Source organism: Ruegeria sp. YTSC199, from assembly GCF_059609725.1.
In genome coordinates this window covers 17,647-33,332 of sequence record NZ_JBXWMF010000019.1, presented here as the reverse complement: position 1 = coordinate 33,332, position 15,686 = coordinate 17,647, and the positions used below count along the sequence as shown (strand labels likewise).

Annotated in this window: 11 protein-coding genes; all 11 read left to right on the top strand. The window is 60.7% G+C overall.

From position 1 onward, the window contains the following. Position 1: 1 nt before the first annotated feature. The 11 genes from AC2FEE_RS17565 (at position 2) to AC2FEE_RS17515 (ending at position 15,614) form a co-directional block, all read left to right on the top strand. Positions 2-1,567 carry an L-aspartate oxidase gene (locus AC2FEE_RS17565; protein ID WP_496866632.1) on the top strand — a complete coding sequence of 522 codons (1,566 nt, stop codon included), beginning with the start codon at positions 2-4 and terminating at the stop codon, positions 1,565-1,567. Beyond that, entirely contained in the window at positions 1,564-2,412 is an 849-nt protein-coding gene (gene nadC / locus AC2FEE_RS17560) for a carboxylating nicotinate-nucleotide diphosphorylase (protein ID WP_496866631.1), read from the top strand. The genes AC2FEE_RS17565 and nadC overlap by 4 nt, the downstream gene beginning before the upstream one ends. A gap of 174 nt (positions 2,413-2,586) precedes the next feature. Continuing rightward, positions 2,587-3,495 (top strand): NAD(P)-dependent oxidoreductase, encoded by a 909-nt coding sequence (locus AC2FEE_RS17555; protein ID WP_496866630.1) that lies wholly within the window; start codon positions 2,587-2,589, stop codon positions 3,493-3,495. Between the two features lie 86 nt (positions 3,496-3,581). After that, positions 3,582-5,834 (top strand): hybrid sensor histidine kinase/response regulator, encoded by a 2,253-nt coding sequence (locus AC2FEE_RS17550; protein ID WP_496866629.1) that lies wholly within the window; start codon positions 3,582-3,584, stop codon positions 5,832-5,834. A gap of 100 nt (positions 5,835-5,934) precedes the next feature. Then, positions 5,935-7,038, top strand: a complete 1,104-nt coding sequence (locus AC2FEE_RS17545; protein ID WP_496866628.1) for a cytochrome-c peroxidase — start codon at positions 5,935-5,937, stop codon at positions 7,036-7,038. Positions 7,039-7,049: 11 nt separating this feature from the next. After that, positions 7,050-8,237: a cytochrome-c peroxidase gene (locus AC2FEE_RS17540; protein WP_496866627.1), complete on the top strand. Its 1,188-nt coding sequence runs from the start codon at positions 7,050-7,052 to the stop codon at positions 8,235-8,237. 5 nt (positions 8,238-8,242) lie between these two features. After that, the gene (locus AC2FEE_RS17535) at positions 8,243-8,812 is read left to right on the top strand and encodes an arsenate reductase (azurin) small subunit (RefSeq protein ID WP_496866626.1); all 570 of its coding nucleotides are present in this window, start codon (positions 8,243-8,245) and stop codon (positions 8,810-8,812) included. A gap of 13 nt (positions 8,813-8,825) precedes the next feature. Beyond that, a complete protein-coding gene (locus AC2FEE_RS17530) occupies positions 8,826-11,507 on the top strand; it encodes an arsenate reductase (azurin) large subunit (protein WP_496866625.1) in 2,682 nt (893 codons plus the stop codon). Positions 11,508-11,681: 174 nt separating this feature from the next. Further along, the gene (locus AC2FEE_RS17525) at positions 11,682-13,877 is read left to right on the top strand and encodes a HEAT repeat domain-containing protein (protein ID WP_496866624.1); all 2,196 of its coding nucleotides are present in this window, start codon (positions 11,682-11,684) and stop codon (positions 13,875-13,877) included. Between the two features lie 14 nt (positions 13,878-13,891). Beyond that, the gene (locus tag AC2FEE_RS17520) at positions 13,892-14,377 is read left to right on the top strand and encodes a plastocyanin/azurin family copper-binding protein (protein ID WP_496866623.1); all 486 of its coding nucleotides are present in this window, start codon (positions 13,892-13,894) and stop codon (positions 14,375-14,377) included. Then, positions 14,370-15,614 carry a molybdopterin molybdotransferase MoeA gene (locus AC2FEE_RS17515; protein ID WP_496866622.1) on the top strand — a complete coding sequence of 415 codons (1,245 nt, stop codon included), beginning with the start codon at positions 14,370-14,372 and terminating at the stop codon, positions 15,612-15,614. Before AC2FEE_RS17520 ends, AC2FEE_RS17515 begins: the two co-directional genes overlap by 8 nt. Positions 15,615-15,686: the final 72 nt, after the last annotated feature.

The following is a 15,686-nucleotide window of genomic DNA, read 5'->3' as shown; positions in this document are numbered from 1 at the left end:
CATGCAGACCGTTGAGACGCCGCGAGTGGTCATCATAGGGGCCGGGCTGGCGGCGGTTTACACCGCGCTGAAGCTGGCCCCTTGTCCGGTTGTGATGATCTCGCCCGAACCGCTGGGATCCGGCGCAAGTTCGGCCTGGGCGCAGGGCGGTGTCGCAGCGGCGATGGCGCGGACGGACAGCCCCGAAGCCCACGCCGAGGATACCATGCGTGCAGGCGCCGGTTCGGTCCTGCGCGAAGTGGCCGAGTTCGTTACCCAAGCCGCGCCCGAGCATATTCTCGACCTGTCCGACCTCGGAACCGGGTTCGACCGCACCGCCGACGGTGGCTTTGTGCAATCGCGCGAGGCGGCGCATTCGGCGGCGCGGGTGGTGCGGGTCAAGGGCGATCAGGCCGGGTCCGAGATCATGCGCGCGCTGATCGAGGAATTGCGCCAGACGCCTTCGGTTCAGGTGATCGAAGGCGCGCAAGCCGTTGGGCTGGAAAGCGACGGCACGACGGTCACTGGTGTTTATCTGACCAATGCAGATACGGCCACGGCGCCAACCGTTCTGTTGCGTGGGGCGGCGCATGTCCTGGCCACCGGCGGGTCTTCTGGCCTCTATGCACAGACCACCAATCCGGCGCGTATCCGGGGGCAGGGGATCGGCATGGCCGCTCGTGCCGGCACGCGGATCGCCGATGCCGAGTTTGTTCAGTTTCACCCCACCGCGATTGATTTCGGAGAAGACCCGACCCCGTTGGCGACCGAGGCCCTGCGCGGCGAAGGCGCCGTTCTGATCGACCGCGACGGCCATCGGTTCATGCCTGATATCCACCCCGATGCTGAACTGGCCCCGCGCGATACAGTTGCCCGCGCCGTCTACCTGCAGGCGCAGGTGGGAAAACGACCCGCCTTGGACACCCGCGATGCTATCGGGGCAGAGATTGCATCCCAATTCCCCGCAGTGACTGAAGCCTGTCTGCGCAATGGCGTTGATCCAGCGCGCGACCCGATCCCGGTGACTGCCTCGGCGCATTACCATATGGGCGGGGTTCAGACAGATCTGGCGGGACGCAGTTCTCTGACCGGGCTTTGGGTCTGTGGTGAGGCAGCCTCGACCGGATTGCACGGGGCCAATCGCCTGGCTTCTAATGGGTTGCTCGAGGCACTGGTATTTGCCCGCTCCTGCGCGCGGGACATTGCGGATGTGGTGACCACGCAGGACGCGCCCGAGGTTGATGCCCAATTGATCCCTGGTGAGGAATTTACGTTGGATCAGGATGTCGCCGCCTTGCGCCGCACCATGACCGAACATGTCGGTGTGGTGCGCGACGAACAAGGCCTGCGCCGCGCCTTGACACAAATAGCTGCGCTTGAAGACAAACACTCCGAGTCCGCAGTGTTCCTCAACATGACCGCCACCGCCACTTTGATCGCCGCTGCCGCTTTGTTGCGCGAGGAAAGCCGCGGTGCGCATTACCGATCCGATTTCCCTGACCTTATTCCCGGCCCCGGCCAACGGTCGGCCCTGAAACTGACTCAGGCGATGGCCTTGCGGGACCGCATTGCAAAGGACGCAGCATGATTTATCCGGCTTTGCCCGACATGATCCTTGAACCCATGGTGCGGTCCGCGCTGATGGAGGATCTGGGGGCCAATGGTGATGTCACCACGCTGACCGTGATCCCGGCAGATGCCACCTATAACACCCGGCTGAACGCGCGTGAGGATGCGGTGGTTTCCGGCATGCAAGTGGCCGCGCTGGCGTTCCGTCTGGTCGATCCGTTGCTGCAGATCACGACCCTTCGTGCGGACGGTCAGCGGTGCGCCAAGGGTGACACGCTGATGGAGATCAAAGGCAGTGCCGCCTCGATCCTGTCGGGCGAGAGGGTGGCGTTGAATTTTGCCGGGCGCATGACCGGTGTGGCGACGGCTACAGCCGCACTGGTTGGTGAAACCATAGGCACCAAAGCGCGCATTACCTGTACCCGCAAGACGACGCCCGGCCTGCGCATTGTCGAGAAACAGGCCGTCCTGCATGGCGGCGGTTTCAACCATCGTTTCTCGCTGTCAGATGCGATCCTGATCAAGGACAACCACATCGCTGCCGCTGGTGGCGTGCGGGCGGTGCTTGAGGCCGCCAAGGCCCGCGCCTCACACATGATGAAGGTGGAGATTGAGGTGGACACGTTGGAACAACTGGCCGAAGTGCTTGAGGTCGGCGGGGCCGATGTGGTGTTGCTGGATAACATGCCGCCGGAAATGCTGAGAGAAGCTGTTGCGCTGGTGGACGGCCGGATCGTGACCGAAGCTTCGGGCAATATCAGCCGTGACACGGTGGCTGCCGTCGCGGCGACCGGTGTGGACTATATCTCGTCCGGCGCGCTGACCCATTCCTACCGCACCATCGATATCGGGCTGGACTTCTAGCTCAGCGCTGGTGCTTCCAAGGCGGTGTCTTGACCCTGGTGCGCCCTGCCCAAAGTTACGAAACATTGATACCGTTGACCTTGGCAAGTGGTTGCACCACTACACGTGGGGCGACGGGGTCTGTATTGAGAATACCTGAGAAAATGCAGCCCTGACATGGGAAAGGGGCACTTTATGGAAAAACCCGTTATCGGTTTCATCGGCGTTGGCCTGATGGGGCATGGCATGGCGAAGAATATCCTTGAACATGGTTATTCTCTTGTTGTCATGGGGCACCGCAATCGACAACCAGTTGATGATCTGGTGCAACGTGGCGCGACCGAAGTCACCTCGCCAAAACAGATGGCCGAACAATGTGACATCATCCATCTGTGTGTTTCCGGCAGCCCACAGGTTGAACAACTGGTTCGGGCAGATGACGGGATTCTGGCGTCGGCTAAGGCCGGGTTGATCGTTGTGGATTGCTCAACCTCCGACCCGGTCTCAACCTTGCAGCTGGCTGCAGATCTTCGGGCCGCTGGCATGGATCTGGCTGATGCGCCACTTGGGCGTACTCCAAAAGAGGCCGAGGCCGGTACTTTGGACGCCATGGTCGGTGCTGCGCCGGAAACCTTCGAGTGCATCAAGCCTGTCCTAGACTGCTGGGCCGGTCTGGTCGTGCACATGGGCGACGTTGGGTTGGGTCACAAAATGAAGCTGATCAACAACTTCATCTCGCTGGGATACGCTGCGCTATATTCCGAGGCGCTGGCTGTCGCCCGCAAGTCCGGGCTAAGCGCGGAGCAGGTGGATTCGGTGATCCGCCCCGGCCGGTTGTCGAACGGGTTCTATGAAACCTTCATGAAGTGGACGCTGGAACGAGATGCAAACGCTCACAGGTTCACCATCACCAATGCGCATAAGGACATGCGGTATCTGGCGAACCTTGCCAACGATGTGGGTGCCGTGACCCCAGTGCAGGCCGTTCTGCGAAATGCATTTGCGGCAATGGAGGCCTCGGGGCGCGGGGATAGCTATCTTCCGATGCTGGCCGATTTCACGGCCGATGTGAACGGATTGGCTGAAAAAGAGGGGCCGAACTAAACCCCTGCGGCACCAACACTAGTGGTGCGGCTGCACAATTCATGACACACCCTGAGCCTGAAGGCTTTTCAGGTCAGGGTGCAGGCATGAAAGACGTTCCCCAAATGGTCGAAGGTTATCCTAGGCGGTCGCTTGCCGTGGCCTTTGCAATCGGCATCGCGCTGGTGATCATTCTGTCAGTGTTTCTGTATATGTCGCGCGAAACCGGAAACCGCATTGGCGAGATGCGCCAAGCCTGGCAAAGCTATTCGGCGGAAACCACGCCGCGTGGTTACTGGATTTCAGATATCCGTGCGGATTTCGGCTATGGCGGGCTGATCCACAACTTCAAGAACTATGTGTTGCGGCAGGACCCGGACTATGGCCCGATCCTGCGTCAGCAATCGGCCCGACTGTTGGGGACGATTCAAGCCTATAGCAACTCGGACCCGTCGCAGGTTGAACTGGACGCCTTGCTACAGATCGAAGCGGTTGCTCTGGAATACACTGGCAACATACCTCTGATTGAAGAAGGTATCGCAGCAGGCCAGACCGCCGAACAGATCGACGCGCGGGTCAGAGTCGATGACAGCGGCGCGCTGGCGGCGTTGACGGCGCTGGAAAATTTGTGGGTCAAAGAGCGTGACCTCAGCCTCTCGGGCATGGTGCGGGCGTTTTCAGACGGTGAGCGGCTGGTGCGCAATTTCTCGGTACTGCTGGTTGGGCTGATTGTCCTTGTCGGGGTGATCGCCATTCTGACCACCTTGCTGATTACCAATATCCTGCGCACCAATAGCCGCCTGCAGGCGGAGCTTACCCTGCGCGAACAGGTTGAACTGGCCGAACGCAAACTGGCCCGCGCGGTCGAACAAAGCCCGGCCTCGATCCTGATTACGGATACCGATTTGAATATCGAATATGCCAATCGCAAGTTCTTTGACCTCAGTGGGTATACTGCGGACGAGGTCTATGGCCACTCGCCTAAGTTGCTGCAATCGGGCTATTCCGGTCAGGGGGTTTACAAGGACCTGATGGGCCGTTTGAAACAGGGCCAAAGCTGGTACGGTGTATTCAGGAACCTGCGCAAGGATGGGACGCATTACTGGGTCTCGACGGCGATTTTCCCGCTTGTGGATCAGAACGGCACCGTTACCCATTACATTGGTATCGGCGAAGACATCACCGAAACCCGACGCACCCGCGAACAATTTGCCCAAGTGCAGAAGATGGAGGCCGTGAGCATCCTCGCGGGCTCGGTCGCGCATGATTTCAACAACGTGCTGATGAGTGTCATCGGCAACGCCGATCTGATCGAACTGGATGCCGACGGGAACGAGGATGTCCAGACCTCGGTCAGTCATATCCGCATCGCGGCGCGGCGGGCGCAGGCGCTGGTGCGTAAGATGCTGACCTTTGCCCGCCAGCGCCCGCGAAACCCGCAGCGCGGCGATCTGGTGAAAGCCACACAAGAGGCGTTGGAGTTGATCAAAGTCTCGGCCCCGCCCAGCGTTGAAACCCGCTTTGATATTGAGATCGACGCGGCCTTTTCCGATTTCGACACCACACTGTTTTTCCAGACCCTGCTGAACCTGTGCCACAACGCGTTCGAGGCGATGGGCGATCAGCCAGGCGAGGTGGTTCTGCGGATCAGCCGGGCGGATGACGATGTACTCGATGACCTGCCCGACGAGGCGGTTGGCGTGATCCGTCTGGATGTTTCGGACACCGGCCCGGGGATGAGCGACGCGGTACAGCAAAAGGTGTTCGAGCCATTTTTTTCGACCAAACCAGTGGGAAAGGGCACCGGGTTGGGGCTGACCATCGTGCATAACAGTGTCGAGGAATCCCATGGCAGGGTCGAGCTGTACTCGGAACCCGGAAAGGGCACCCGATTCAGTCTGTTCTACCCGATGATGCCCGCGCTCAGCCCCGAACAGCAGGCCGAGCTTCGTGCGGTGGCCGGGGATGAACATGTGCTGCTGGTGGATGATGATAAAAACGTCCTGTACGTCACGCGCCGGTTACTGACCCGCTATGGCTATCAGGTCGAGGCATATTCCGATCCGCAGCGGGCGCTGGAGGCATTCCGCGCGGCACCGGACGGTTATGATGTCATCGTCACTGACCTTATGATGCCGGGTCTGAAGGGTACTGACCTGATCGGCGCGGCCCGATCCCTGCGTCCCGGAGTTTCGACGATCCTGGTCAGCAGCTATTTCGACGACGCTGACACTCCGGATGCAGGCGACCCCACGATCCGTGTTCAAAAACCCGTTGAGGTTCAGGATCTTGCGCGGATTATCCGTGCGTTAGCTCTTGGCGTTTCGTTACAAAATTTAACATCTTTTCACAAACCTTAACCTGTATCAAATCACTACGAAACAACTGCACCTTATGGTTCGTGTAGCCGGTTCTCGGCCAACCGAGAGATCGGAATAGCGAAAAAGGGGCTTTCAGATGATGACCAAAGCCAGAACATGGTTCTCGGCGCTATCGACAGTTTCGCTGCTGACGATGGGCGTTGTGGTCCCGGTTCACCAGGCCCAGGCGGATGAGCCGGGCCCGGTAGAAGCCATAGAGTTCGACCCAGCCAAGGCGGCCCTTGGCAAACGTTTGTTTTTTGATCCGAGACTTTCGGGCGATACCGAGCTGTCCTGCGCCAGCTGTCACCAGCCGGAATACGGTTTCACCGATGGGCAGGCCCTGTCGGACGCTTACGCGGGCAACCTGCATTTCCGCAACGTGCCAACGCTGATCAACAGTGCAAAGCGCGCCGCGTGGTTCCATGACGGGCGCATCGGCACCAACCTCAATGACGTGACCCGCGAAAGCATCACCGAAACCTATTCCATGAACATGGACATGCGTCTGATGCAGGAACGCATCAAACAGGACCCGGTCTATGTCGAGATGTTCGAAGCTGCCGGGTTTGGCGAGCCGTCCAACGGCGGGGTTCGTAACGCGATCCCTGAATATCTGAAAACGCTGATCTCGCGCGGGGCACCGTTCGACACCGGCGAGATGACGGACGAAGCCAAGGCGGGGTACGAGTTGTTCAACGCCAGCGGCTGTAACTCCTGCCACTCCGGCGAGCGGTTCACCGATGACCTCCCGCATAACATCGGCGTCGGCGATAATCCCGATATCTGGGCGACCCCCGAACGTCACATCACCTTCGTGACCATGATGAAGTTTCTGGGCGTCGCGAACTACATGAACCTGCGCGCCGATCCAGGCGCCTATATCCGCACCCACACCGCCGACACTTTCGGCACCTTCATGACCCCCACGCTGCGTGAGCTGACCTATACCGCGCCGTATATGCACAACGGCACGCTGGCGACGCTTGAGGACGTGGTGGCCTTCTACAACGCCGGTGGTGGTGACGATGAAAACAAGGATCCGCGTATCGAACCGCTGAATTTGAACGAGACCGAGCAAGCCCAGCTGGTGGCCTTCCTCAAGGCGCTGTCCGGCGAGCCGCTGACCGGCCCCGACTTCGTCGCCGAGGGAATCGATACGGACTATGCGCCGATCGAGAACTGGCAAGACGCGACAAACTGAGGAGTGGACCCATGAAAGACCTTTCGTCTTACTTCAAAGGCACAATCGCCACCGCTGCCCTGTTTGCCGTCCTTGGTTCGCAGGTCATTGCGGAAACCAGTATGGAGATTGAGGCCGGCATCGGCGGGGCAGACCCTGACCCGGATGCGCCTCTGGTGGCGCTGGGCGAGCCGCCCGTTCCGCTGGACAACCCGCAGACCGACGCCAAGATCGAACTGGGCAAAATGCTGTTTTTCGATCCGCGTGTGGGGGGCAACCCGTCGACGCCCTGCTCGGCCTGTCACAATCCCTATATCGGATGGGATGTCGAGGCGCCGATTTCATTTGGCTATCCTGGCACAACCCACTGGCGCAACAGCCAGACCATCGTGAACTCGGCCTATTACGGCAAGCTGTTCTGGGCAGGTTCATCCAAGAGCCTCGAAAGCCAGGCCAAATCTGCAGCGGGTGGTGCGGTAGCCGGGAACGGTGAGGCCGACATGATGGAGGCCCGTCTGGCCTTCGTTCCTGAATACGTCGATCGCTTCAACGACGTCTTCGGCGATCAGTGGCCACGTATCTCGAACGCATGGCGCGCCATTGCCGCGTTCGAACGCACCATCATTCAGACCGACACCCCCTTCGATAATTATCTGCGTGGGGATGATGCGGCGCTGACTGAGGAACAGAAACGCGGGCTGGAGCTGTTCGCGGGCAAGGCGCAGTGTTCCGAATGCCATAACGGCGCGCTGCTGTCGGATGAGAAATACTACAACACCGGCGTGCCCGCCTATGACGGTTGGCAGGATGACGGTCTGGCACAGGTTACCTTCCGGTATGAGCTTTACGCCAAAGGCTCGACAGAAGAGATGTATCGCCACACTAAGGACGACCCTGGCTTCTATTTCCGCACCAAGGAAAAGGCCGACAAGGGCAAGTTCCGCACACCGTCGCTGCGCTACACCCTCTATACTGAACCCTACATGCACAACGGCATGATCGAGACGCTTGAGGATGTAGTCGAATTCTACAACCAGGGCGGCGGAGAGAATGAGTTCTCGGCCAATAAATCCCAGCTGATCCAACCCCTTGGCCTGAATGATCAGGAAAAGGCGGATCTGGTGGCCTTCCTGAAATCCCTGTCTGGCGAGGAGATCCTGATCGAGGAACCCGACCTGCCGGATTACCAGCCGCTTCCAGCGGTTGCAGCAGAGGAGTAAGCGTCATGACAGATCATAACGCAACCGGATGCAGCTGTTCGGGCGAGGCCAAGAAGGCCTGCACCGTGAACCGCCGCCAGTTCCTGTTCGCCTCAGGTGCCACGACCTTTGCCGTGATGGTGGCCATGCCCACGCGCCACGGTCAGGCCGAACAGGTTCCCGCCCTCGTGTCCACCTATCCGCGCAAGCTGATCGGTAAACTGTCCGAGCTGGAACAGGACGTTCCGGTCGAATTCTACTATCCGGATGAGGGTGACTATTCGGACTCGATCCTTGTCAAGACCGGCGTGGAAAGCGGCGGCGGCATCGGTCCGCAAAGGGACGTGGTGGCCTTCAACCTGACATGTACGCATCAGGGCGGATCGCTGTACGACACCTACAAGGCGGATCACAAGGTGCTGGGCCCGTGCCCGCTGCACCTGTCGACTTACGACGTGACCCGGCACGGCATTCTAGTGTCAGGTCAGGCGTATCAGTCGCTGCCGCAAGTCCTTCTGGAGCTGGACGGTGACGATATCTACGCCGTTGGCATGTTCGGCCTGATCTACGGCCGCTACGACAACCTCATTGCATAAGGGAAACGGAATCATGGCAACCCCGTATTACGTACCCGAAACCAACGTTCCGCTGCCGCCCAAGGGAGCCGAAGTTATCTCGACCGCCTGCGACTATTGCATCGTGGCCTGTGGTTACAAAGTCTACCGCTGGCCTGTGACGGCCAAGTCCGGTGGGCCTGGCGCAGATGAAAACGCCTTTGGCGAGGATTTCCCGGTGGCACCTCTGGGTGCATGGGTGGCCCCGAACCAGCACAATATCGTGCTGCACAAAGGTCAGCCGCACCACGTGGTGATTATCCCCGACAAAGACAACCAGACCGTCAACACCGACGGAGACAGCTCTTTGCGGGGAGGGTGTATCGCGCAGAAATGCTATAACCCGCAGACGCCCACACGCGACCGTCTGAAGACGCCGCTGATGCGGATCTATGGCACACTGATGCCGGTTCCGTGGGATCTGGCGCTGGATGTGGCGGCTGAGGTGGGCAATCACGTCACCGCCAAACACGGCACCAATGCCTATGGCGTGAAGACATTCAGCTACCAGTATATCGAGAATACCTACGCGATCTCGAAATACGCGTTACGCCATATCAACACGGCGAACTTTACCTTCCACGATACGCCGTCCGACGTGACCTCGACTCCCGGTTTCCGGGATGCGGGTTTCGACAATTTCGGCCCGTCCTATGAGGACTGGCGTGATGCGGAAACCCTTCTGGTTTGCGGCACCGACCCGTATGAGACCAAAACCATCCTCTATACCCAGTGGATGATGAAGGGGATGCAGAACGGCCAGAAAGAGATCTATCTGATCCCGCGCCGGTCTGCTGGTGTGGCCCATGCGGAAAAGATGGGCGGTCTGCATATCGACGTTCTGCCCGGTACCGACCTGTTGGTTGTCAACGCCATTGCCCGCGTCATTGTGGAAAATGGCTGGGAAGACAGCGACTGGATCAAGAATTGGGTCAACAACAAATGGGAAAGCTCGTCGGGCTTCGGTCAGGGCACCCGCAACACGCCATGGCAGTGGCGCACAACCTGGGGCAAGTTCCAGACCAAGGGCTTTGAGGACTGGAAAGAGTGGCTGCTGTCGCAGGACGAGTTCGCGCCAGAAACCGCCGCGGCCATGGCCGAGATCGACGTGCAGAAAATCTATACGGCTGCAGAATGGCTCGCCAAACCCAAGGATGACGGCTCGCGCCCGAAAACCTCGATCATGATCGAGAAAGGGTTCTATTGGTCTAACAACACCGGCAACACGCAGGCGATTTCCGCGCTGGGCATCATCTGTGGGTGTGGCGGACGTCCGGGTCAGGTCATTGGCCGGGCCGGGGGGCACCAGCGGGGCGGCGTGAAAGGCGGGAAATACCCGCGCAACAAGTCGCCCGAGAAACTGCCGGGCCGTCGTCGCCGCGCCATGGATACCGACCGGTATCTGATCGCAGGTCATACCCGTATGGCCCATGTGATCGGCACCACCTGGATCCAGTCCATGTGCGGTTCGCAACAGCTAGCCGACAAGTTCGAGGAACTGACCGTCCGCAACCCGCACCAGATCGCCAGCTTCGACAAGCAAGAGATGATCGACACGCTGAAGGCGCGCGCTGACAGCGGCGGTATGGTGGTGATCAACCAAGACATCTACTTGCAGGACCCGATCGGCAACCGTTATGCCGACATCGTGTTCCCGGCAGCCACATGGGGTGAAGAGGACTTCCTGCGCGCCAACGGCGAACGCCGCCTGCGTCTGTATCAGAAGTTCTACGATGCCCCCGGTGCGGCGAAACCCGACTGGTGGATCATCGGACAGCTGGCACAGCGGATGGGCTTTGACGGGTTCGACTGGCAGAGCTCGAACGAGGTCGCCGAAGAGGCTGTGCGCTTTACACGCGGGTCGCGCAAGGACTTCCACGCGGTCTACCGACTGGCCAAAAAAGAGGGCAAAGGCCTGCACGAGAAAGTTCGTGAATTCGGAACGGATGGTGTCCAATGCCCGGTCATGCTGGATGCCGATGGCGTCACGCTGATTGAAACCAAGCGTCTGCACGACACAACCCGCAAACTGCCCGACACCGGCGCAGCGGGTAAGGACGTGTTCAACAAGAAGCTGACGCATTTCAATAGCCAGACCGGTAAGTGCAACATCCAGAAATCGCCCTGGGGCCTGTTCTCGGACTATTGGGAATGGCTGAAACCCAACAAGGACGAAGGCGAGCTTTGGGCGACCTCCGGTCGGATCAACGAACGCTGGCAGTCCGGTTTTGATGACCGCCGCCGCCCCTATATCGTGCAGCGCTGGCCGGAAAACTGGGTTGAAATCCACCCTGATGATGCTGCCGAGCGCGGTATCGAAAGCGGCGACTATGTGATGGTGTATTCGGAACGCGTTCCGGGCAACAAGCATACGTTGTTGGGTGTGGAAGGAGATGATTTCCAGTTTTCGAAACTGATGGAGAACGGGCATATCGAACTGACCAAAGCGGCGATCACAGCCGTGGCCATGGTCACGCCCGCCATCAAGAAAAGCGTTGTCTACATGGACTTCCTGCACATGCAGCAGCCGGCCAACGCGCTTGAGGGCCGGATCGTCGACTGGATCAGCGGCAACTACAACTACAAGATGGGCGTTGCCAAGCTGCGCAAACTGGGGCCGAGCCCCTACAAGACCTCGTTCCGCACGATGTCCTTTGCGCCGCGCGACATCGCCTGATGACAGCTTTCCGGGGGGCGGACGCCATGCCGCCCTCCGGGTTCGGTCCCACTGCAGAAGGGGCCTTGGGTCGGGCGTCCCCGGCTCGCCTGGAAGGCAGGTATCGGTTGGGAAACCTGCCTTCCACTTTCACCCAATCCACCCAACCGCAAACATGGCAGACCTGATATGAACATGCATTCCGATACCGCTCTGCGTGATGAGGCCACCAGCCTGTTCTCAGAGTTCGCAAAATCCGAATTTGAGGTGATCCGCCTGCGCGCCATTCAGGCGCTGACCGCAATCGGCGCAAAGAACAGCCCGGCCTTGGTCGAGGCGCTGCTGGACGACGACGAAGATGTCCGTCAGGACGCGGCTCAGGCGCTGGGCGCGCTGGGCGTGCGGGAGGCCGCGCCGCAATTGCTGGAAAACCTGATCCACGACCCTTGCGGCGAGGTCAAACTGGCCTGCGTGACTGCGCTGGCCGAGCTGAAATCCGAAGGCGCGGCTCCCTATCTGCGCACCCTCGTGACCGGGCGCGGCGAGGATATCACGTGGGACGAGGACGAACTGCATCAGGACGAATGGGACGACTGGCTCGATACTCAGATCGCCGCGATCAAGGCTTTGGGCCAGATGGGCGACACGGCGGCGATTGAACCCATCGTGTTGGCACTAATGGACGAAGACGGGCAGGAACTGGGTGATGTGGCCTGTGAGGCGCTGGGCCGGATCGGTGAACCCTCGGTCCCGACCTTGGGCGTGTTCGCGCAAACTTCAAACCGCCGCCTGCGCCATCGCGCCTTACGGACGCTGGCGATGATTGATGGGGTCGAGGCCGAAGCCATTCTGCGCAAGGCCGTTGCCGACAAGGACGGCGCCGCGCGCCAGATCGCCTATGAGGCACTTATGCCGAACGATGCGGCATTGCTCGAACAGGCGCTGACCGACACGGTGGAAGAGATTCGCATCGCGGCGCTGAACCAGTCCGGTTTTTCGGAGCCCGAACTGTTGGATCGCATGATGCGCGACCCCGGAGCAAAGGTGCAGCTGACGTTGATCGAGCGGCTGGACCGCAGCACGCCGATTGCAAATCAAGAGGACCTGCGCTGGCAGGTGCTGGATTTCCTTGCCACCGGCCAACAGGCTGAGGTTTCGGCGCAGGCACTGGGCCTGCTGGCGGCACTGGCCCCCGAGCTTGTGACGGATCGTCTGAATGCGCTGTTCTCGGTGGATGTGGATGATCTCAAGGCCGAGCGCATTCAATGGGCCATCGTCGATGCGCTGGCAACATCTCCTCTGCGCGAGGCGGCCGAGTGGTTGCAGCGCGCCTGCCGTTCGCCCTTCCGGTCGGTGCGGTTGAAGGCCGTGGCGTCATTGGCGATGATCGTCACCGATGAGACCCGCCCGCAAGTGAATCAGCAGCAGGGCCGGGAATTGCTGCTTTCTTTTGCGCTCGCCCCGATGCCCGTTTCGGAAGAACAGCCCGCAGATTCGCCGCAAACCGACATCGCCGGGTTGGAAGCGGCGGGGCTGGATGTGTCCGAGGGGGGCGAAAACGGCCCGACTTCCAGCCTCGGCGCGATTCTTGGCCATGATGCCATTGCCGCCGAGATGACACAGGAGGCCGAGGGGGACGAAGTCCAGCCCCTGACCCCGCGCGAACAGGCGCTGTTGGCCAAGGCCACTCGCCATCCCAAACGCCGCCGGGTCGCGCTGGACGACAATGCCGAGGCGCTGGAACGTGAAACCCGCATGTCCGCCATCCGCCTGCTGGGTGAGGTGAAGGGAATGCAGATCATGCTGGCACAGATCGCCAATGACCCCGAGACCGAGATCGCCCAGCAAGCCTTTGCGGCGTTGGGCGTCGCCGTGGTGCGTCACGGCCCGGAACTGGATGAACGCCAGCTTGTCGATCTGATTACCCAGGGCCTGTCGCACACGGATTCGGCCCTTTCGCTGCAAGCCCTGAAGTTGTTGCAACAGGCGAACCTGCCGCCGCAGGACGCGTTGCGCGGCAAATTGCGGGCGATGGTGAAAACCGGGGATACCCCGTTCCGCATCGACGCCATGCACGTCCTGACCAGATGGGATGGCGCCCCGGACGTCGCGCGCAGCCTGCTGGATGATGTATCGGCCCCGGTGCGTCAGGCGGCTATGCGGCGGCTGTCCGAGATGGCGCCGGATCAGGCGGGAGCGGCCATCGTGCCCTTCCTGCTGGCCAACCCCGAGCAGCGAATCGTGACCTATGTCAATGACAGTTCCCCGGCGGTGGTGTCCATTGGGCGCGAATTGCTGACCGGGCTGCGCGACGAAGACCGCCGCGCCCAGTGGCCGGTGATGATCAGCGCGTTAGCCGATCTGCTGGGAAATCCCTCGCAAGCGGCTTGAACCCGGAGGGATAGATGAAGATTTCGCTGAATTTGAGTGCAGCGATTATTGCAGGGGCGATGGTATTTTCCCCCGCCGCACAGGCCGAGGACATCCCCGAGGTCGCCGTAGTGCACCAGATCATAGACCTAAACGCAGACACTCCGGCCCACGCCTTCCGGTTCGAGCCAAAGATGCTGCACGTTCCGGCGGGATCGACCGTTCGTTTCAAAGGCTCGACGGGGCGGCATACGGTGACGTCGATCATTCGTATGATCCCTGTAGGTGCGCGCGCGTTCGAGATTCGCGGCAAGCCCGAGATGGATCTGACCTTTGACAAAGAGGGCGTCTACGGCATCCGTTGCCGCGTGCATGGGCGGCATGGCATGGTTATGCTGCTGATCGTGGGCGACCCGAGCTCGAACCTGGAAGAGGCGCGCGCCTACCTGCCCAAGTTAGGCGAGGCGGAACGTGCCGGATTTGAAGAGCTGTTCGAACAACTGGAGGATCAAAATGGCTGATGGATGCGCCTGCGACCGGCATGCTCATATGTATCTGACGGTGTCCGAAGCTCTGACCCGGGGTCTGGCCGTGGCCGATCCGGTTGCCGGTACCGAGACGCTGCCGCTGATCGACGCCATCGGCCGGGTGCTGGCCGAGGATTGCACCAGCAAAGTGGACATGCCCGCCTTCGACAACTCGGCCATGGATGGCTATGCGGTACGAACGACGGAACTGGGCGATGGTCCAGTGTTTGACCTGCCGGTCGCCGGGCGCGTGGCCGCGGGCGACAGCGGTGCCCATGATGCGCCCGCAGGCACAGCGCTACGGATTTTCACCGGCGCCCTGGTGCCAGCGGATTTCGACGCCGTGCTGATGCAGGAGGATTGCGAGACCACCGCTGACGGTGTTCGTTTTACGCGCCGTCCTAAGCCCGGCCAGCATATCCGCCGCGCGGGCGAGGACCTGAAAGCCGGTGCACCGATCTTGCGGCGCGGATGTGAGATCACCGCGCGCGAGGCTGCCGCGCTGGCCTCGGCCGGGTATGGCGTGGTCAGAGTATATCGCAAGCTCAAGGTCACGATCTTTTCGACCGGTAGCGAGTTGCGCCAGCCGGGCGAGGCTTTGGGGCCCGGTCAGATTTACAATTCGAACCGCTATATGCTGCGCGCGCTGCTGGACAAACCATGGATCGACCTGACCGACAAGGGCCCTGTTGAAGATGATCCCGAGCGGTTGGAGCAGGTGCTGCGCGCGGCCTGCGATACCTCCGATCTGATCGTCACGACGGGCGGCGTATCGGTTGGTGACGAAGACCACATGCCGCGCCTGTTTGCCGAAATCGGCGGTCAGACCGATGTGATGAAGGTTGCAATGAAGCCGGGTAAACCGATCATGTTCGGCCGCCGGGGCGACGCGCTCTATGTTGGTTTGCCGGGCAATCCGGTCTCGGCTTATGTGACCTGGCAGATAATCGGATCGCACATGATGGCGCGCCGGGCCGGTCTGCACCACGCTTCGCGCACGCCGGAACAGGCGGTTCTGGCCGAGCCGCTGGAACGTCGCGCCGGGCGTCAGGAATACCGCCCGGTCGTGATCGAGGGCACGTCGCCCGACGGCACCCCTCGGTTGCGCCTGATGGCGCCGTCCTATAGCGGTCGGGTCGCGTTGCTGGCGCAAGCGGATGGCTTGGCTGTCATTCCGGCTGAAACCGAAGCATTGCCGCTGGGCCACGGGTTGCAGTTCCTGCGATTCTGACACCGTTGGACAGGTCAGCCACGTTCTTGCAAGGGCCGGGCGGCAGCAGCTACAACTGTTTTGCGCCAGCTC